This is a genomic window from Nocardia carnea (assembly GCF_029868855.1).
GTDB classification, from domain to species: domain Bacteria; phylum Actinomycetota; class Actinomycetes; order Mycobacteriales; family Mycobacteriaceae; genus Nocardia; species Nocardia carnea_A.
Window position 1 is genome coordinate 1 of record NZ_JARWOV010000087.1, and the last position, 18,897, is coordinate 18,897.

General features: G+C 67.5%; 14 protein-coding genes and 3 pseudogenes. 4 read left to right on the top strand and 13 right to left on the bottom strand.

Translation table 11 applies throughout. From position 1 onward, the window contains the following. Positions 1-1,254, bottom strand: a 1,254-nt coding sequence (locus QH195_RS08030) for an acyl-CoA dehydrogenase family protein (RefSeq protein WP_280434916.1), incomplete at its 3' end; no start/stop codon positions are given. 163 nt (positions 1,255-1,417) lie between these two features. Here QH195_RS08030 and QH195_RS08035 point away from each other — a divergent pair. Beyond that, positions 1,418-1,909: pseudogene (locus tag QH195_RS08035) on the top strand (DoxX family protein); the annotation flags it as partial. Positions 1,910-2,050: 141 nt separating this feature from the next. On the opposite strand, the gene QH195_RS35175 reads toward QH195_RS08035, so the two are convergent. From QH195_RS35175 to QH195_RS08065, 6 genes and pseudogenes are all read right to left on the bottom strand, one after another. Then, positions 2,051-2,479: a PaaI family thioesterase gene (locus QH195_RS35175; protein WP_432278310.1), complete on the bottom strand. Its 429-nt coding sequence runs from the start codon at positions 2,477-2,479 to the stop codon at positions 2,051-2,053. A 58-nt stretch (positions 2,480-2,537) separates the two neighbouring features. Next, positions 2,538-4,268 carry a class I adenylate-forming enzyme family protein gene (locus QH195_RS08040; RefSeq protein WP_280434917.1) on the bottom strand — a complete coding sequence of 577 codons (1,731 nt, stop codon included), beginning with the start codon at positions 4,266-4,268 and terminating at the stop codon, positions 2,538-2,540. Next, positions 4,261-5,953: pseudogene (locus QH195_RS35180) on the bottom strand (class I adenylate-forming enzyme family protein). Before QH195_RS35180 ends, QH195_RS08040 begins: the two are co-directional and overlap by 8 nt. A 241-nt stretch (positions 5,954-6,194) precedes the next feature. Next, positions 6,195-7,673, bottom strand: a pseudogene (locus QH195_RS08055) (class I adenylate-forming enzyme family protein); the annotation flags it as partial. Continuing rightward, positions 7,673-8,473: an enoyl-CoA hydratase/isomerase family protein gene (locus QH195_RS08060; RefSeq protein ID WP_280434918.1), complete on the bottom strand. Its 801-nt coding sequence runs from the start codon at positions 8,471-8,473 to the stop codon at positions 7,673-7,675. The pseudogene QH195_RS08055 and the gene QH195_RS08060, both read right to left, overlap by 1 nt. A 516-nt stretch (positions 8,474-8,989) precedes the next feature. Continuing rightward, positions 8,990-9,793, bottom strand: a complete 804-nt coding sequence (locus tag QH195_RS08065) for an enoyl-CoA hydratase/isomerase family protein (RefSeq protein ID WP_280434925.1) — start codon at positions 9,791-9,793, stop codon at positions 8,990-8,992. A gap of 118 nt (positions 9,794-9,911) precedes the next feature. Here QH195_RS08065 and QH195_RS08070 point away from each other — a divergent pair, with 118 nt between their 5' ends. After that, positions 9,912-10,592, top strand: a complete 681-nt coding sequence (locus QH195_RS08070; protein ID WP_280421292.1) for a hypothetical protein — start codon at positions 9,912-9,914, stop codon at positions 10,590-10,592. Positions 10,593-10,634: 42 nt separating this feature from the next. Then, positions 10,635-11,528: an enoyl-CoA hydratase/isomerase family protein gene (locus tag QH195_RS08075; protein ID WP_280421291.1), complete on the top strand. Its 894-nt coding sequence runs from the start codon at positions 10,635-10,637 to the stop codon at positions 11,526-11,528. Positions 11,529-11,592: 64 nt separating this feature from the next. Here QH195_RS08075 and QH195_RS08080 read toward each other — a convergent pair whose 3' ends face one another. The 6 genes from QH195_RS08080 to QH195_RS08105 all read right to left on the bottom strand — a co-directional run bounded on the left by QH195_RS08080 (position 11,593) and on the right by QH195_RS08105 (position 17,359). After that, positions 11,593-12,309, bottom strand: a complete 717-nt coding sequence (locus QH195_RS08080) for a TetR/AcrR family transcriptional regulator (RefSeq protein WP_432278277.1) — start codon at positions 12,307-12,309, stop codon at positions 11,593-11,595. Next, positions 12,306-13,124 (bottom strand): enoyl-CoA hydratase/isomerase family protein, encoded by an 819-nt coding sequence (locus QH195_RS08085; protein WP_280434919.1) that lies wholly within the window; start codon positions 13,122-13,124, stop codon positions 12,306-12,308. The genes QH195_RS08080 and QH195_RS08085 overlap by 4 nt, the downstream gene beginning before the upstream one ends. Beyond that, a complete protein-coding gene (locus QH195_RS08090; RefSeq protein WP_280434920.1) occupies positions 13,121-14,374 on the bottom strand; it encodes a CaiB/BaiF CoA transferase family protein in 1,254 nt (417 codons plus the stop codon). Before QH195_RS08090 ends, QH195_RS08085 begins: the two co-directional genes overlap by 4 nt. After that, on the bottom strand, positions 14,374-15,138 hold the full coding sequence (locus QH195_RS08095; protein ID WP_280434921.1) for an SDR family NAD(P)-dependent oxidoreductase: 765 nt from the start codon (positions 15,136-15,138) through the stop codon (positions 14,374-14,376). The genes QH195_RS08090 and QH195_RS08095 overlap by 1 nt, the downstream gene beginning before the upstream one ends. 34 nt (positions 15,139-15,172) lie before the next feature. Beyond that, positions 15,173-16,384 carry a cytochrome P450 gene (locus tag QH195_RS08100; protein ID WP_280434922.1) on the bottom strand — a complete coding sequence of 404 codons (1,212 nt, stop codon included), beginning with the start codon at positions 16,382-16,384 and terminating at the stop codon, positions 15,173-15,175. 189 nt (positions 16,385-16,573) lie between these two features. Next, on the bottom strand, positions 16,574-17,359 hold the full coding sequence (locus QH195_RS08105; protein WP_280434923.1) for a coniferyl-alcohol dehydrogenase: 786 nt from the start codon (positions 17,357-17,359) through the stop codon (positions 16,574-16,576). A gap of 157 nt (positions 17,360-17,516) precedes the next feature. Between QH195_RS08105 and QH195_RS08110 the strand changes: the two genes are divergently transcribed. Then, positions 17,517-18,752, top strand: a complete 1,236-nt coding sequence (locus QH195_RS08110; protein ID WP_280434924.1) for a cytochrome P450 — start codon at positions 17,517-17,519, stop codon at positions 18,750-18,752. The last annotated feature ends 145 nt before the right edge of the window (positions 18,753-18,897 follow it).

Below are 18,897 nucleotides of genomic sequence, written 5' to 3' on the forward strand. Positions count from 1 at the left end.
CTTGGGGTCGCCGGGGCGGCGCGGGCGGCGCGTGGCGGGGGGGGGGCCGGGGCCGGGGGATGAGGCCGGCTGTGTGCCCTGTCGCCGGGCATTCTTGACCAGGCCACCGCCGATGATCAAGCGCTGGATTTCGCTGGTGCCTTCGTAGAGTCGCAAGAGCCGGACATCGCGGTAGATCCGCTCGACCGGAACATCGCGCATATATCCGGTACCACCGTGCACCTGGACCGCGAGATCGGCGACCTTGCCCACCATTTCGGTGCAGAACAATTTCGCGACCGACGGTGCGGTGCGCCGGTCCTCTCCGGTGGCCCAGCGCCGCGCGGCATCGCGCACCAGCGCGCGGCCGGCCATCACCCCGGTTTGCATATCCGCGAGCATGGCTTGGACGAGCTGGAATTCGCCGATCGCGGTGCCGCCCTGGGTGGCGGTCGCGGCGTAGGCGACCGATTCGTCGAGGGCGCGCTGGGCGGCGCCGACGGCGAGCGCGGCGATATGGACCCGGCCGCGGGCCAGCGAGGTCATGGCCGCGCGGTAGCCGATGTCCTCGCTGCCGCCGACCAGCGCGCCGGGGCCGACGCGGACATCCTGGAAGCGGATCTCCGCGGTCCAGGCGCCCTCCTGCCCCATCTTGCGGTCCTTCGGCCCCACCTCGACGCCGGGAGAGTCGGCGGGAACGAGGAAGACGGCGATTCCCGCGCCCTGCTCGTCGGCGGGGCGGGTGCGGGCGAACACCACGAACAGGTTCGCGACAGGGGCGTTGGTGATGAACCGCTTCTCGCCGTCGAGCACCCAGTCCGGGCCGTCGCGTCGTGCGGTGGTCCGTAGCGAGGCCGGGTTGGATCCGGCCCCGGATTCGGTGAGGGCGAACGAGGCCACCACAGCGCCGGAGGCGATGGGGTCGAGCCAGCGTGCTTTCTGTTCGCCGGTGCCGAAACCGACCAGCACCTGTCCGGCGATACCGTTGTTGGTGCCGAACTGCGACCGCAGCGCGAGCGTGGTGTAGCCGAGCTCCATGGCCAGTTCCACGTCTTGGGTGAGATCCAGGCCCAGTCCGCCCCATTCCTGCGGAACGGCGTAGCCGTACAGGCCCATGGCCTTGGCCTGTTCGACGATCTCGGCGGGTATCCGGTCCTGCTCGGCGATATCGCGTTCGCGTTTCATGACCACGTCGCGGACGAAGCTGCGGGTCTGGGCGAGAATTTCCCGGAAGTCCTCCTCGGTGACCGGTTCGGCTGCGGTTTCGCTGGTCATAACGGGTCTCCTCGTACCGGCAGTGTGCGCCGGTGTCGTCTGCGCGTTCACGGATCCGCGGCGCGAATCCGCGGATCTACACTACTGTAACTGCAACGGTATCTGATACGGGAAGAGTGATTACATCCGGTACCGACACGACAGTATCTCGCGACGGAGTGCCATGAACGCATATGACCTCGGCCTGCTGGTCCTGCGACTGTGTCTCGGACTGACCATGGCCGCCCACGGCTACAACAAAATCGCCGCACCGGGCGGCCTGTCGGGTACGGCATCGTGGTTCGACGGTATGGGTATGAAACCGGGACGGTGGCATGCGCGGATCGCGGCCGGTAGTGAATCAGGGTTCGGGCTGGCACTGGCGCTGGGCCTGCTCACCCCCGTGGCCGCGGCCGGTTTCGTCGCGCTCATGCTGGTGGCCGGCTGGACGGTGCACCGCGGTAACGGCTTCTTCATCGTACGCAACGGCTGGGAATACAACCTGGTCCTCGCCGTCGCGGCCCTCGTGGTGGCGTTGGTGGGTGCGGGCCGGTTCAGCATCGACCGGCTCCTGTTCGGGCCGGCCGATTTCGGCGGCCGGCCGGGTCTGGTCGTTGCTGCCGGGGTGGGCCTGGTGGCCGGTATCGGGCAGCTGATGTTGTTCTACCGGCCGCCGTTGCCGCCCTTTGCCCGGAAAGCTGATCGAACGGGCGCCCGGCTGCGGCGGTGGTGGCAGCGATTCGAGCTGACTCCACGCCTGCCGGGCGTACCCGGGGGAGAGCGGTACTCCGGCCTGCCGGGCCAGGCCGGAGGGTTGCTATCGCGTGTTGTACCCGACGATCGCGAAGCTCACTGTGGCGAGTGCGGCGAGGTGGTTCTCGGGCATGTTCCGCACCTCGACCTGCACGACGATCGAGCGTTTTCCGGAATGGACGATGGTGGATACCGCGCGGGCCGTACTGGTGGTGACAGCGCGGAAATAGCGGACGGTCAGGTCCGAGGTCACCACGCCACCGGCCGGCAGACTGTCCAACGCCAGTGTGCCGGCGGCGATATCGACGAGGGTGGCGACGAGACCGCCTTGCAGGCCGCCCGAGGTGTTGACAACGTGGGGAGCCACGGGCAGTTCCCAGGTCACCGCACCTGATTCGTCCGGTTCCTTGCGGAAACCGATGTGGTCGAGTAGATCGCCGATTGCCTGGGTGGAGGTCATGGTCGGTCCTTGTCGAGTTGTCGTCGAATGCATCCTGTTCCGGGTGCGCGGGTCGATTGCGGTGCCGTATGCGGTACCGGGGGAGAAGTGTTCAGTGCGGGCGCCCGGTCGCGGTGCCGGCCTCTACACCGCGGTCGGACAGCAACTTTCGCAGCGCGGCGAGATCCACCTTGCCCGTTGTGCCGCGCGGGATCTCGGCGTCGGAGTCGAGCAGCAGCCAGGTGGAGGGCACCTTGAACGAACTCAGGATCTTCTTGGTCGCGGCGCGCAGCCGATCGACGCCCGGGCTGCCCGTGACGATCACGGCCGCGGCCACCCGGGCGGCGTCGCCGCGGTCGATATCGGTGACGAAAGCTCCGGTGACGCCGTCCAGCGAACGCAGCGCTTTTTCGACTTCACCGGGGTAGACGGTCGCGCCGTTGACCTTGAACATATCGTCGCGCCGGCCGTGATAGAAGAGGAAGCCCGCGGTGTCGAGATGCCCGAGGTCGCCGGTGGGGTAGTAGCCGTCGGAAGTGAACAGATCCTCGCGGGCGCGGCCGCAGATTCCGCGCAGCATATGCGGTCCGCGCAGCTGGATCTCCCCGATGGTGCCCGCGGGCACCGGATCACCCGAGGGATCGGCGATGCGCACCTGCATTCCGTCGAACGGCCGGCCGCAGCTACCGTGCGCGGATTCGGGCATATCGGTATCCGCGGGATAGCCGCAATAGGGGCCGAAGGATTCGGTCATACCGAACAGGTTCGCCCGGGCGCCGGGCCGCGCCCGCTGCCCGGGCGGTAGCAACGCTTCGAGGCTGCCGGGTCGCAGCGCGGACAGATCGGTCCCGAGGGTTTCCGCCCGGCGGGCGAGGGCTTCGGCCTGGTCTGGCCACCCCCGGAACAGGGTGACCCGTTCGCGTTCGAGCAACTCCAGGGTCGATTCCGGCCGCGGTATCTCCTCGGTGACCAGGGTGGCGCCCGCCGCGAGCGCGGAAAGGATGCCACCGCCGAAGCCGCCGACCCAGAAGAACGGCATCGGCAGATAGAGCCGGGTCTCGGCGTCGATACAGCGGGCGGTGAGTCCCGAGCGCACGGCGGCCAGCGCGTTACCGTGCGAGTGGATCACACCTTTGGGCAGGCCACGGCTGCCGGAGGTGAACATGATGAGCATCGGGTCGGCCGGGCGGAGGGTGGCGGCGAGTGCCTCGGCGACCGCGCTCGCCGCCAGTGTCACCGTGAGCTGCGCAGGGGCGCCGGCGATATCGTCATCTCCGGGCGCAGGCCGAACGTCGGAGAGTACCCGCGAAGAGGCGTATCGACTGTCCGCAGACTCGAGGGTGAGCTCGGCGAGGAAAGCTTCCCCGAGCGGTTCGGTGGCGGCTTCGGCAGTGAATATGTGCCGGAGCCCCGGCAATTCAGGGTGATGGATCGGCGTGGTGTCGATTGCTTCGCCGAGGACGGAACGGAGTCCGTCGAGGTAACGGTGGCCGCGGAATTCGACAGTGGTGATCAGTACTTCCACGGCGGCGGCGCGTAGTTGGGCGATCAGTTCCGGTGGTTTCAGCAATGTGCTCATCGGCACCAGCACCGCGCCGATCCTGGTGAGTGCGAGCGCGGCCCGCACCCAGCCGACACTGTTTGGGGCTACCAGCCCCACCCGGGTGCCCTTGGTGATTCCGGCGGCCACGAACGCGGCGGCCAGCCGGCGGGTGGTGGCGTCGAGGTCGGCGTAGGTGGTGCGGGTGTGCCGGTCGATCACCGCCGGATGGTTTCCACGCTCGGTGGCATGCAGGCGCAGCAGGGTATCGATGGTTTCGGTCGCCGCGGTGTGCTCAGGCATCGAAGATCTTTCGCAGTCGCTGGATGTCCACTTTGCCGCCGGGTAGCAGCGGCACGTCGCCGGGCCGCAGGGCGGCGAATCGCCGGGGGACCTTGTAGGCCGACAGTTCTCGCCGGAGGCTTTCGCGCAGCGCGGTGTCGTCGACGGTGGCGGCCGGGGTGACGAGTACGGCGGCCACGATCTGCCCACGGTCGGGGTCGGGCAGGCCGAGCACATGCGCGGGTGTGCCGCTGACCTTTGCGATAGCCATCTCCACCTCGACCGGCGAAACATTGGCGCCCGCGGTTTTGATCATGGCACCGCGTCTGCCGAGGAAGTAGAAGTACCCGTCGTCGTCCACGCGCACCAGATCACCGGTATGGAACCAGCCGTCGGTGTCGAAACAGTCCTCTCGGCTGCGGCCGTGGTAGCCCTGCATCATGTACGGTCCGCGGATGTACAGTTCGCCGGTCGTGGCGTCGGTGCCGGTGTCGGTGTCGACCACGCGGGTATCGAATCCGGGTGCGGGTTCGCCGAACGAACCGCGCCGGTGTTCCGGCTGATCGGAGTTGTCGCCGCTGAGCAGGACCACGCTGCCCGCCTCGGTCATCCCGAGCATATTGTGCCGCAGCTCCGGGTCGGTGGGTCGCGCGTCGGCGGGCATGATCGCGTAGAGGTTGCCGCGGCGCATCGAGGACAGATCGCGGGCGGCGAAGCTCGGGTGCCGGGCCAGGTGCGCGATGCCGGCCGCGAAACCGTTGGTGACCGTGGGCTTCTCGGCTTCCAGTAGATCGAGGGTGGCGCTCGCGTCGGTGGCGTCGGAACACACCAGTGTCGCACCGGACAGCAGGGTCGCCAGCAGCGCGAAACCGAAGCCACCGATCCAGAAGAACGGCGAATTGCAGAACAGCCGGTCCTCCGCGGTGAGGCGGCGGATCTCGTTGAGGTTGCGCTGATGGCCCAGTAGCGCGCCGTGGGTGTGTACGACACCCTTCGGTGCGCTGGTCGAACCGGAGGTGTAGATGATCGACAGCGGATCGGCGGCGGCGACTTCCTGTTCCATCGCGGTGAGGAGGTCGGCGCCCCCCGGGGGGGGGGGGGGCCCCCCGGGTGTTTTATATCACCCCCCGCGGCGGGGCGGGGCCCCCTCCCGCTCCCCCCGGGGTGCGGCGGCCCCCCCCGCGGGGGGGGGCGCGCACCTCGAGTTCGCCGATACCGCGCGGTCCGGCTCCGGAGCGGTGGCCTATTGCGAGATGGCGCAGTTGCGGGACGGCCGGGCACAGTAGCCGGTCCCGCACGCGCGAGGCCGTCCCATCGAACGCGCCGGATAACACCTCGGCCAGCCGGGCCACGTAGTCGTGCCCGCGATGGCCGTCGATCGACAGCAGTATCCGGATATCGCTGTCGACGAGCTGCCTGGTCAGTTCACTCGTGGTGGCGAAGGTGGAGAAAGGTACCACCACGGCCCCGATCCGGGCGGCGGCAAACGCGGCGATCACGAAATCCGCCCCGTTCGGGTACAGCAATCCGATATGCGTGCCCCTACCGGCGCCTACTGCGATCAGCCCGCGGGCGAGCCGAGCGGAACGAGTCTGCGCTTCGGCGTAGCCGAGGCGCTCGTGATCACAGATCAGCAGCGGGTGCCGGCCACGGATGCTCGCCTGCCGGTGAAGCAGTGGGGCGAGGGTGTCGTTATCGGCCGGCACGGTCGCCCCCGTCGCGGTCGACCTGCCGTTGTCGGGTGGGATCGGCGTATCCGGTAGCCGGTTGGCCGGCCTGGTTGTGCACGGAGAAGGCATGGTCGGCGACCACGGGCCCGGTTTGGTCATCAGTCTCGTGGTCGGTCGGGCCGGGGGACTTGTCCCCGGTGGAGTGGGCGGGCGCGTCGTGCGCCGGGAGAACGGTCGCATTGCCGCTCGGGGCAACTTGTGCGTGCCGCGACGCGGCGGTTTCCAAATGCCGGCGCACCGCGCGGAGATCGGGCTTGCCCGAAGGAGTGCGGGGAATCGACTCCACCACAACCAATTCCGTCGGAATCTCGTAGCGCGCCAGCCGAGTCTGTAGGAAGGTGGTCAACGTGCCGGGCGCGGCGTCCGCATCCGGATGCAGTTCGACCATCGCCACCGGGGTCTCACCGAGCCGGGGGTCCGGCCGGCCGACCACCGCGGCGCCGCGCACCGCCGGATGGCTTTCCAGGGCGCCCCGCACATCGTCGGGCATGATCTTGAAACCGCCGCGGATGATCGCCTGGTCCGCGCGGCCCAGGATCCACAGGAACCCGTCGGCATCGATCCGTGCCAGATCCGTGGTGCGGACCCAGTCCGCTCCCGGTCCGAGCTGTCCCGGGATCACCTCGAGCAACCCTGCCTCGTCGGCGCCGAGCACCGTGCCGTGCTCGTCGACCACCCGCAGCCGGGCGCCGCCCGTTGCCCGGCCCACACTGCCGCGCTTCGCCGTCCAGTACCGTACGTGATCGGGCAGCGTCCAGCCGGCCACCCCACCGCCGAATTCGGTGGCGGCGTACGAGGTCAGCACCGGGATGCCGAATTTCTCGTAGAAGGCGTCGGCGTCGTCGGCCGACAGCGGTGCCGTCCCGGAGGTGACGACGCGGATTCCGGCGAGGTCCTCGCGGCGCAGTTCCGAATGCAGCACCGTCCGCAACGCCGCCGGTACCAGTGAGACCGCGCCCGGCCGGTGCGCACGCACCGCGCGCACCCAGGATTTCAGTTCGAACCGGGGCAGCAGGACGAACGGCCGGGCCTCCGTGACGCACTGCAGCACCCGGAAGACACCGCCGATGTGCACCAATGGTGCGTTGACCACGGCGACCCCGTGACGGGGCCGCGCCGGGGCGTCGGCCGCTGCCGGATCGGTCCCCATGACGCTGCGGGCCAGCATGTCGTAGCTGATATCCACCCGTTTCGGCGGTCCGGTGGTGCCGCTGGTCAACATGCGGACAGCCACCCCCGGCCGCGCTGCTTCGGTGTTCTGCGTGGTCGCGGTATTCCGGACCTCCGGCAGCGCGTCCGGACCCTGGATCGAGACGACCGTGGTCTCCGGTGCCGGTACCACCAGCGCATCGAGGTCGCCGGGCGCGCCGATGAGCAGCGGCAGTTGTAAGGCGGCGATATCGTCGCGAGTCCGGTCGTCCCCACGCGACGGGTTGATCACCACCACCGCATCGCCGGCGAGCAGTACCGCCAGGAGCGCGGCCACGTGCTCGGGCCGGTTCCGCAGGAGAATCCCGACCGGACGCGGCCCCTGATCCGATCCGATGCTCGACCCGATGCGCTGGGCGAGCCCACCGATTCGTCCCCACGAATACCAATGCTCGTCGAATTCCAGTGCGGGTGAATCCGGTTGCAAGGCCAGCACATGGGCTATCCGCCGGCTCAGCGGGTGCGTGTGTACTGCGGTATCGGTCATCAGCGGATCCTCGGTTCGGTCGCGGTGGGCGACCCGGCGGCCAGTTCGGACTTGCCGATCGGATTGCCGAGCCGGGTGTAGATGAGTCCGTGGTCGAGCGCCGCCCGGTAGGGTTTGTCGAGTGATTCCCAGATCGCTTTGACCGTGCCCTGGGTGGCGGCGGGGGGTTTGGCAGCGATGGTGGCAGCGATGCTGTGGGCCCGGGCCCACAGGTGTTCACGGGCGACGACCTCCGACACCAGCCCGATCCGCAGCGCGGTCTGTGCCGAGACCCGTTCGTCATTGCCCATCAGCGCCATCCGCAATGTGTCCCCGAGCCCGATCCGGCGCATGAGCCCGACCGGTTCCAGCGCCGAGACCAGGCCGGCGGAAACGTGCGAGTCGAAGAAGGTCGCCTCTTCCGAGCAGATCACGACATCGGATTCGTTGACGAAGTAGAACGCCCCCGCGGTGCACATCCCGTGCACCGCGCACACCACCGGCTTCCACATCTTCTGCCATTTGGGGCTGAGCAATTCACCGGGATCCTCGTGATGCCAGACATTGGCCGGTTGCCCGTAGTCCGATTTGACATCGAGTCCGGCGCTGAATGCCCGGTCGCCTGCCGCGCGGATAACGACCGCATGCACCGAGTCGTCGAGTTTGATGATGCGCCAGGCACGTTCGACTTCCTCGCACATGGCCCGGTTGAACGCGTTCAGGCGTTCGGCGCGATTCAAGGTAATTGTCGCGACCCGGTCGGCCGGGTCGATGTCGAGCAGAATGGTTATGAACTCGGGGCTCGGCAGCACGGGGCTCATCGGACACTCCCCGAGGAGGCCTCTTGCTTCAATCGTGGGGAGGAATCGGTTTCACACATTCTGGTGGTTCTCGACATGACGTTTTACGACCTCCATGGTTGCGTCGTAGTTGACGACGTAGGAGCGGGTCCACAGGGTGGGTAGTAAGAGGTATCGGGGTGCGGAGAATTCAGCAGACCATTGGGCTTTCGAAGGGGTGGCTTTCTGCGTCGTTCGTGGTCTGTCGCGAGGCCGCACGGTTGCCCGAGGCAACTGGGGCAATCGGTATCGACTGGGGCGTGGCTACCACCGCGACCACCACCGACCCCAGGTATCACCTGCCCTATGCGGGTTTCCGCAACCGCTGCGCCGGCGGGTACACCGCAGATCGTGACCGGAACGCCGCCAGAGCGATTCTGGCCACGGTAGATCCCGACCGTGCCGACGCTGACGATGTAAGACACTGTCCACCTCCTTCCGAGGGTGTGGATGGTGCTGTCCGAGTCGAGAATCCCTTGGCTGCTGCTGTGGGAAGGGTTAACGGCATTGCCAATCGGGCGCGCGCTTATCGATGAACGCCTTGGGACCCTCGAGCGCGTCCGCGGTGCGGGTGACGCGTTCCCGGAAGGATTCGGCGAGGATCTCGGCCTCGTGCAGCGGGATATTCAGCCCTTTCACGATCGCCAGCCGGGTGCCTCGGACAGCCAGCGGCGCATTGGAGTTGACGATTTCCGCGATCTCGTGGGCGCGTTCGAGCAGCCGGACGTGTTCGACGACCTCGGTGACCATCCCCAGTTCGTAGGCACGCTGGGCACTCATCCGCTCGTGTTTACCCATCAACGCCATTCGCAGCGCGACCGTGCGCGGCAGTACCCGGGCCAGGCGCACGACCTCGCGTCCGGCGACCAGACCGATACTGACGTGCGGGTCGAAGAAAGTGGCCCGGTCCGAGGCGATGACGATATCGCCGGTGGTCACCCAGTCCAGGCCGGCGCCGCAGCAGACGCCGTTGACCGCGGTGAGCACCGGTTTGGTCATGGTCCGGAACGGGGGTGTGCCCTCCTGGGGTGCCTCCCACTGTTCGTAGGTCGACAGATACGGCCGTTCGTTGATCACCTTGCCGTCACCGGGGATGGCCTTGACGTCGGCGCCCGTGCAGAACGCGCGGCCCGCGCCGGTGACGATGAGCAACCACACCCGGTCGTCGTTCTCGGCCTCGTCGTAGGCGGTACGCAGTTCGGTGATCATCTGCGGGCTGAGCGCATTGAGTGCGTCGGGCCGATTCAGCGTGATGGTGGCCGTGTGTCCGTCGACCGTGTAGTCGATCGTGTCGAACGGCATGGTTCCCTCCTTGGCGGCCGGGGGACTCGGATGCATACTGATATAGATACAGTAGACAATACCGTTGATCTTCTGCCAAGGTTTGTGCAGACCTGTCGGCGACGAAAGCAAGGTTTCGATGGCCGCGAACGACATATCCGACTCCGACGCGACGGCGCCCCTGCGCTTCGGCGAACAACCGCTCACCCAGACGGTGGCCGCGGCCGGTGCTTTGCGCCGGATCGCCGGATTGCTGATTTCCCTCGAGCAGCCCCACCCGGCAGTCGGCACCATGATCGAAAACCTCGAGCGATGGGAGCGGGAACTGGCCGTCGCGGCACCGCCGGACCCCGCACCGCGGGTCGGGCCGGAGGCGAGCGATACCCAGCGCGTCTACCTGGACCACGCCTTCGATATCGGCGCCTACAACCCTTGCTTTCCCGAGTATCGTTTCGACCTGCTCGGCCCCGAACGCGCTGCCGGCCGGATCGCCTTTCCCCTGGTGCACGAGGGCCCGCCCGGTCTCGTGCACGGCGGCTTCCTCGGCGTGTTCTTCGACGCGGTGGTCCAGCACCACAGCTGCGCTGTCGGCGTCACCGGGAAAACCCGTTCGATGACCATCACCTACCGCCGGCCGACCCCGCTGCTGGTGGAGTTGCGTTTCGAGATCGATCGTGTCGTGGACGAGTCCGGAATTCGGTCGGCGGCCCGGCTGCTGCGCGAGGACACCCTGCTGTGCACGGCAGAGGTCGAGACCGTCGCGGCCGCCGCGGCGAAACTGACGGGTACTCGCTTCGGCCGCCGCCGCATGCCCGACTGATCTGCGGACGGTACCGCACCTGTGAAGAGAAGAGGACCCCTGATGACCGACTCCAGCGCCGCAGACGGCCGAGTGCACTACGACGTGGACCCCGGTGGCCGGATAGTCACCATCACACTCGACAATCCCGCGCGGCGCAATTCCTACAACGCGGCCATGCGTGACGAGCTGGCCCGGCTCCTGGACCGCGCGGCCGAAGACGACGACATCACCGTCGTCCTGTTGCGCGGCACCGAGGGAGTGTTCAGCACCGGCGCCGATATGAACAACGCCTACGGCTGGTACGGCGAACGCGCGGGCAGCGGCAAACCGGCGAAAAGCCGGCCGAGCCAGCGCCGCCGGCTGACCGTGGATCGGAAGTCGTTCGGCTTCTACCACAACCTCATGGGCTTTCCGAAGGTCACCGTGGGCGAGATCAGCGGTTACGCGCTGGGCGGCGGGTTCGAGATGGCGTTGATGACCGATATCTCGGTGATCGCCCGCGACACCCGGATCGGCATGCCGGCCACCCGCTTCCTCGGACCGGCCCTGGGCAGCCTGCACCTGTTCTTCCACCGGCTCGGCCCGGTACTCGCCCGGCGGATGCTGCTGACCGGCGATATCCTCTCGGCCGGCGAGGTCGAACACCTCGGGGTGTTCACCGAGACCTGCGAGCCGGCCGCGGCCACCGCCCGTGCCCGCTACTGGGCCGAGAAGGCGGCGAAAATGCCCGCCGACGGCGTGGTCATCGCGAAGGAGGCGTTCCGGCTGGTCGAACAGAGCCAGGCGTACCAGGGGGAAGAAGTCGCCGGCTACCTGTTCCACGCCTTCGGCACCAACCTCCAGTTCGCCGAGGGCGAGTTCAACTTCGTCAAAACCCGTGCCGAACACGGCACCCGGGAGGCTTTCCGATTGCGCGACGAACACTTCCACGTCCCCGAGCCCGATATCTCCTGAGCGGCAAAGGCGTACGGCCCGCAACAGGTTTCCCTGTTGCGGGCTGTTGTACGAGCCGATGTGCTTACCGGTTGGCGTCGATCAACCCGCTCACGTGTTCGAGGATGCACTGTAGGCCGTATTCGAAGTTGTGTTCGTCCGGTGCGCCCGATTTGCGGCCCTTCGACATCGCCTGGGACAGCAGCGGGGTCTTCTCCGGATCGATCCGGATCTCCTCGTAATAGGCGCGGGCCGAATCGCCGAGTTCGGAGTTCTTGTCGTAGAGCCGTTGCAATACCACCGAACCCCGGATGTGCAGGTTCACTGCCGAATAGGTGTCGAATGCCTGATCGACGGTCAGTCCCGCTTGGACCAGCGCCGCCACCGCATGTTCCATTCCGCGGGCGCCGAGGCGGGCGGCCGGCGGGCTCAGCGAGGACCGGATGAGCACCAGATCGCACAGGATCGGGTTGCCGAGGAAGGCGTAGCGCATGGTCCGGGCATGCTGGGTCAGCGAGTCACGCCAATTGGCGGGATCGATGAACGGGGTGTCGAAGACGTGCCGGCTCAGCGCCCGGTCGGTCATGGCGTTGAGCAGATCGTCCTTCTTACGGAAATACCAGTAGATACTGGTGACCCCCACATCGAGGTGTTTGCCCAGCATCGGCATGCTCAATCCGTCGATCGATACCTGTTCGGCGAGTTCGAAGGCACCGTCGATGATGTCCTCGGGATTCAGCGAGCCACGTTCCCGCCGTCGGCGCCTTACTCCGGTTGCTTTTCGGTTCACATCGGATCTCATTTCTTCCGGACCTGTCCGGCACCCGCACCACGCCCGGTGGTGTACACCGGCTCGCGCTTCTCGCTGAACGCCGCGAACGCCTCGAGGACATCGGGGCAGGTCAAGTTGATTCGCTGTGCGTGACCTTCGCCGAGCAGCGCTTCCCGCATGGTGCGGTCGGCACCGTCATTCAGCAGGGACTTGGTTTGCGCGAGTGCGGTAGGCGGTCCGGCCGCCAGCCGGGCCGCCGCGTTGTCGACGAAATCGTCGATGCTGTCCTCGGGCTGTACCCAGGTGACCAGGCCGAGCGACCGGGCCTCCGTGGCATCGATGGTGTCGGCGAACATGGCGAGCCGTTTGGCCTGCTGGAGTCCGATCAATTTGGGCAGCAGCCAGGAGCCGCCGCAGTCCAGCGAGAGGGCACGGCGGGTGAAGATCTGGCAGAACTTCGCTTCCGGGGTGGCGGCCACGAAATCGCAGCCGAGGGCGAGGTTCCAGCCGGCGCCGACCGCGACACCGCGCACCTTCGCGATCGTCGGCACCGGCAGGTCGTGCAACTGCAGCACCGCCTCGTTGATCGCGCGGATCTCCGTGGCGGGATCGGGAAACTCGTCCATCCCGGAGGCGTCGGCGATATCGGCGCCGGAACAGAAGGATCCGCCCGCACCGGTGAGGACGACCGCACCGACCTCGCCGCCGTAGGTGACGTCACGAAGTTCGTCGCGCAGCGCAGACCACATTGCGCGGGTGATCGCGTTCTTCCGGTGCGGCCGGTTGAACGTCAGCGTTCGCACCCGCCCGGTCTGTTGACTGAGCAGAACAGGCTCATCGGTCACGATACGGTCCTTTCCACTACCGGCCCGGCGGGAACCGCGGGGCCAATCGCACCTCGATCGCGCAGTGCGGCGAGGGTGCCGGTGTCTAATCCGGCGTCGGCCAGCACCGTGTCGGTGTGCTGGCCGAGTGCGGGGATCGCGCCCATCGGCGGGTCGTAGCCGGCGAGGATCGGCGGCGGCAGCAGTGCGGTCACCGCACCGGCGGGCGTCTCGACAGGACGCCAGCGCTGCCGCTGCGTCAGATGGGGATGGGTGAGGACTTCGGTCGGGGTGTTGTACCGTGCGTTGCCGATACCGGCCGCGTCCGCCTGCCGCTGGATAATGTCCAGATCTTGACCGGCGCACCACTGCGCGATCGCCGCGTCGAGCTCCGCGCGGTGTTCGACCCGGCCGGCGTTGGACGCGAACCGGGGGTCACGGGCCAGATCGGGACGGGCGAGCAGCTCGCCGGCCAGGCGTTGCCATTCCCGGTCGTTTGTCGTGCCGAGGACCACGATCTGCCCGTCGCGGGTGGGGTACGCACCATAGGGCGCGACCGCCGGTGACCCCATCCCGATCGGTTCCTGGTCGACTCCGGTGTGGCGAGACCAGGTCAGCGCATAGCCCATCAGCTCTGCCATCGTGTCGAACAAGCTCACCGAAGCGGAGGTGGGGCCTGGGGCCGCCCGGCCGGGAGCGTCGCGGGCGTAGAGCATCGTCACGATCGACAGCGCCGCGTAGATCCCCGTGGAGACATCGGCGATCGGCGGGCCGGGTTTGGCCGGCGAGCCGGGCCGGCCGGTGACCGCGCAGGCGCCGGATTCGGCTTGTATCAGCAGGTCGTAGGCCCGCTTATGGGAGAGCGTGCCGCCCGCGCCGTAGCCGTCGATCGACATCGAGATCAGGCCCGGATGCCGGGCGGCCAGCTCTTCCGTGCCGAAGCCGAGCGCGGTGACCGCCCCGGGGGCCAGATTGGAAACGAATACATCCGCGCTGTCGAGCAGGCGATGCAGGGCCGCGGCGCCGTCCGGGTCCTTGATGTTCAGCGCGACCGATTCCTTGCCGCGATTGGCCCAGACGAAATGCGCGGCGAGCCCGTGCACCACCTGGTCGTATTCGCGGGCGAAATCGCCACCGCGCGGATTCTCGACCTTGATCACCCGCGCCCCGAAATCGGCGAGGACCCGGGTGCACATCGGGGCGGATACCGCTTGTTCCAGCGATACGACGGTGACCCCGCTGAGCGGACCGAGAACGGACTCCGCCGCCATCACATCACCAGGCCGCCGTCGACCGGCAGGATCTGACCGGTCACGAAGGAGGCGGCGTCGGAGGCGAGGAAGACGAAGGCCCCGGCAACTTCTTCGGGTTCGGCCCAGCGCCGCATGGGAATCCGGGCCAGCATCTGTTCGGCGAACTGGGGGTTGGTGCGGATGGTGGCGGTCATCGGCGTCGCGGCGGCCGGTGCGAGCGCATTGACCGTGATCTGTTTGCGGGCCAGTTCCTTGGCCAGCGATTTCGTCATACCCACGATCCCGGATTTGGCGGCCGAGTAGTTCACCTGTCCGAGTGTGCCGACCAGCCCGGCCGACGAGGTGACGTTGATGATCCGGCCGGTGCCGTCGGTGGGCAGATAGTCCAGTGCGGCTCGCGCGCACCGGAAAGCCCCCAGGAGGTGGATATCGAGCATCTTCAGCACCGATTCCTCGGTGGTGTTCGCGAACATCGCGGGTTCGGTCACCCCGGCGTTGTTGACCACGATATGCACTGTCCCACCGGCCAGTTCGGCGGCGGCTGCGGCCGCCGCCGCAGCGGCCCCGGCATCCCGGACATCGAGACCCGCGGCGACCGCGCGCCCGCCGTCCGCGGTGATCTTCTCGGCGGTGACCGCGGCGGCCGCCGGATCGATATCGGTGACCAGCACCGCCGCGCCGTGGGCGGCCAGTGCCGCGGCGACCGCGGCACCGATGCCCCCGGCGGCGCCGGTGACCAGCGCCGAGCGCCCCGACAGGTCGAACAGGTACCGGCCGGCCATGGTCGGCTCCTTCCGCAGTGGGTTGCGTTGTGGCTCAGGCGACGGCATCGAAGGTCACCGGGAGCACATTCGGCGAGCGGAACGGCTGGCCGAAAATATGCGGGTCGCCCTCATCTTTCAGCTCGAACCCGGTCAGGCGGGTGAGCAGGCGGTCCAATGCGACCCGGGTCTCCATCCGCGCCAGGTGCAGGCCGAGGCAGGTATGGGCGCCCGCGGTGAAACTGATGTGCGGGATGCGGCGGCGGTGGATATCGAATTCCTCCGAGCGTTCCCAGCGGTTCTCGTCCCGGTTGGCCGAGCCCAGGCACAGATCGAGGACCGCGCCCCGGGGGATCGCGACGCCGTCCAGTTCGGTGTCCTCGGTGACATACCGTTGTACGAGGGTGAGTGGGGTTTCGTAGCGCAACCCCTCCTCGATGGCCGGGGTGAGCAGGCGGCGATCGGCCTGCACGGCCGCGAATTGGTCCGGATGCTTCAGCAGCAGGTAGAGCAGATTGCCGGAGGACCGGTAGGTGGTTTCCAGGCCGGCCGGTAACAGCAGCCGCAGGAACGAGTAGATCGCCTCGTCGGTGAGTTTCTCGCCGTCGATCTCGGCGGTCACCAGATCGCTGATGATATCGCCGGTGGGGTTGCTGCGGCGCTGTTCGATATGCCCGAGGAAATACTCCTGCAGTTCATTCGACGCCTCCAGTGCGCGCCCCACGTTCCCGGCGTAACTGATGATGGACACCGCCGCCTTGCGGAAGAACGGCAGGTCCTCCTCGGGCAGTCCGAGGAGCCGGGCGATGACGCGGGTCGGGAATTCGAAGGTGAACTCGCGGACCAGGTCGGCATGGTCGCGCTCGGCGAATTCGTCGATGAGCGCGTCGCAGATCGGCCGGACGATTTCGGGTTCCCAGGTGAGCAGCGATTGCGGTTTGAACGCCGCCGAGACCAGGCCCCGGTGCGCTTTGTGCCGGGCGCCGTTCATCGCCAGGATGGTCGGTCCCATGAACACGCCGATCGTGGAATCGTAGAGGGCGGTGCTGAACACCTGACTGTTGCGCAGGGCGGCATTGACCGCGTCGTAGGAGAACGCTGAATAGCTGTCCTTGGGCCGCAGCGATTCCGGGGTTTTCGAATAGTCCATCACCGTCCCGTGCGAAACCCCGCTCTCGGCGCGCCGGGCGGCGAAGTACGGGTAGGGGTCACGTAGGTCGAGGGCGTCCCCGGCCGGTGTCGATTCGTCCTGAACAGGGCTGTTCACAGCTCCACCTCTAGCGTTGTCGGGACCTTGCGGACCGCGTTAGTCAACTTACTGTAATGCATACAGTAAAAGGCTTCATCTGCATCGGCAATCTCCTGTGGTTGAGGGCTTTCCGCATCGGTCGGCGATGGGTCCGGAACGTGTCGCCTGCCGAAGGTTCTCTGCGGGCGGCGCGTTCCGGCGCCGATATCAGAGGTGGATAGGCGCACCCGCCGCCATCGGCGCCACGAAGCCGCCGTCTACGTGCACGTCCTGGCCGTTGATCCAGCGCGCGGCCGGCGAAGCCAGGAAGGCGATCACCGGGACGATATCGTCAACGCTCGCGTGCCGTCCCACCGTGGCCTTGACCATATCGAGGACATCCTTGCCCATGCTGGTCTCGAAATCGGTGAGTATCGGCGTCTCGGTGGGGCCGGGGCTCACCGTGTTGATCCGCACCCCGTACTTCTGCCACGCCGCCGGTGCCAGGCGTTTGGCGTGGATGATCGCGGCCTGCTTCGAGGTGCTGTACACCGGGTAGGCGGGATCCTGGGTGTCCTGCCAGGCCCGGACGGCCGCCGGATCGGTCGCGTCGAGGAGGCCGGCGAGTTCGTCGAGCCGCTGCTGCCAGCCGAGTGCCGCGACCGACGCCACGGTCACGATCGCGCCGCCCTCACGCAGTCGCGGCAGCATCCCCTCCGTCACCAATCGCATACCGAGGTAGTTCACCGCGAGCACATCGTGGGCCGGTGCGGTGCCGGGCACGCCCGCAACGTAGGCCAGCACGTCCCAGTCCGGGCCGATGCGTTCCAGTAGCCCGTCGATCGCCGCGCCATCGCGCAGATCGCACTGTTCGTGCCGGGAAGCCGGGGTGTCGTTCGGGCGGAGATCCACCGCCAGGACGAAATCGCCCTGCCGGTGGTAGTGCTCGGCGGTCGCCGCGCCGATACCCGATCCGGCGCCGACGACGACGATCTTGCGTTGTTCAGAGGACATGACTACCACCGCTCCAATGCCCGGTACGACTTATAGAATGCTTGACAGTAAGGCTGACTATAAATCACTCTGGTGGGCGACACAACGCGCCGGGCCGGCCCCTGGGCGACGGGTCCGACCAGGAGTAACACGAAGACACGGAACGGAAGAACCGCATATGATCATGCCGATCGTCGACGACGCCGCGAAGGTACTTGCGGACCCGGCCGCCTACGCCGATGAGGCCCGATTGCACACCGCACTGAGTTCGCTGCGGGCGAATGCGCCGGTGTCGCTGGTGGACGTACCCCCCTACAAACCGTTCTGGGCGATCACCAAACACGCCGACGTGATGGCCGTCGAACGGGCGAACCGGGTCTTCACCAACTGGCCGCGGCCCGTGCTGATGCCCGCCGCCTCCGACGAGATGCAGGCCGCGGTCGGCATCAAGACGCTGATCCACATGGACGATCCCCAGCACCGGATCGTGCGGGCGATCGCCGCGGACTGGTTCAGCCCGAAATCCATGCGCGCCATGGGGGAGCGGATCGAACAGCTCGCCGTGCGCTATGTCGATCACATGCGTGAGGCGGGCGGGGAATGCGATTTCGTCCAGGAGGTCGCGGTCAATTACCCGCTGTACGTGATCATGTCGCTGCTCGGTGTCCCCGAAGCCGATTTCCCGCTGATGCTCAGACTCACGCAGGAACTGATCGGCAGCGACGACGACGAGTACAAGCGCACGATGTCGGAGACCGAGACGATGACGGCGCTGGCGGAAATGTTCGCCTACTTCAAGACATTGACCGATTCCCGGCGGGCGAACCCGACCGACGATCTCGCCTCGGCCATCGCCAACGCGACCATCGACGGTGAACCACTGTCCGATATCGAGACCATGTCCTACTACGCGATCATCGCCACCGCCGGGCACGACACCACCAGCGCCACGATCGCCGGCGGAATGCGGGCTCTGATCGAACATTCCGCACAGCGCGAAGAACTGGCCGCCGACCTGGGCCTGATGCCCCGGGCCACCGAGGAGATGATCCGCTGGGTCACTCCGGTGAAAGCGTTCATGCGCACGGCGGCGCAGGACGCGGAGGTCAACGGCGTGCCGATCGCGGAAGGCGAGTCGCTGCTGCTGTCCTATGCGTCGGCCAATCGCGACGAGGATATTTTCGACGACCCGTTCCGGTTCGATATCCACCGCGAACCCAATAAGCATGTGGCCTTCGGGTTCGGTGTCCATTTCTGCCTGGGTGCGGCGCTGGCCCGGATGGAGGTCGGGAAGTTCTTCGCCGAGCTGCTGCCACGGCTGAAATCGGCCGAACTGGCCGGCGAGCCGGAGTTGATCGCAACAACGTTCGTCGGCGGGCTCAAGCACCTGCCGATCCGCTACCAGCTGAGCTGAGGACCGTCGCGCGGGGGGGGGGGGGGGGGGGGGGCCCCCCCCCCCCCCCCCCCCCCCCCCCCCCGGGGAGCGCCGGGCGGGCGGGGGGGGGGGGGCCCGGGGGGGGGGGGGGGGGGGGGGGGGGGGGGGGGCCCGCGGGGAGGAG

What these genes read in the sequence shown, in the direction of transcription:
- QH195_RS35175 (WP_432278310.1), bottom strand. Translation starts at nt 2,479, where the DNA reads ATGCATTCGACGACAACTCGACAAGGACCGACCATGACCTCCACCCAG.
- QH195_RS08040 (WP_280434917.1), bottom strand. Translation starts at nt 4,268, where the DNA reads ATGCCTGAGCACACCGCGGCGACCGAAACCATCGATACCCTGCTGCGC.
- QH195_RS08060 (WP_280434918.1), bottom strand. Translation starts at nt 8,473, where the DNA reads ATGAGCCCCGTGCTGCCGAGCCCCGAGTTCATAACCATTCTGCTCGAC.
- QH195_RS08065 (WP_280434925.1), bottom strand. Translation starts at nt 9,793, where the DNA reads ATGCCGTTCGACACGATCGACTACACGGTCGACGGACACACGGCCACC.
- QH195_RS08070 (WP_280421292.1), top strand. Translation starts at nt 9,912, where the DNA reads ATGGCCGCGAACGACATATCCGACTCCGACGCGACGGCGCCCCTGCGC.
- QH195_RS08075 (WP_280421291.1), top strand. Translation starts at nt 10,635, where the DNA reads ATGACCGACTCCAGCGCCGCAGACGGCCGAGTGCACTACGACGTGGAC.
- QH195_RS08080 (WP_432278277.1), bottom strand. Translation starts at nt 12,309, where the DNA reads ATGAGATCCGATGTGAACCGAAAAGCAACCGGAGTAAGGCGCCGACGG.
- QH195_RS08090 (WP_280434920.1), bottom strand. Translation starts at nt 14,374, where the DNA reads ATGGCGGCGGAGTCCGTTCTCGGTCCGCTCAGCGGGGTCACCGTCGTA.
- QH195_RS08095 (WP_280434921.1), bottom strand. Translation starts at nt 15,138, where the DNA reads ATGGCCGGCCGGTACCTGTTCGACCTGTCGGGGCGCTCGGCGCTGGTC.
- QH195_RS08105 (WP_280434923.1), bottom strand. Translation starts at nt 17,359, where the DNA reads ATGTCCTCTGAACAACGCAAGATCGTCGTCGTCGGCGCCGGATCGGGT.
- QH195_RS08110 (WP_280434924.1), top strand. Translation starts at nt 17,517, where the DNA reads ATGATCATGCCGATCGTCGACGACGCCGCGAAGGTACTTGCGGACCCG.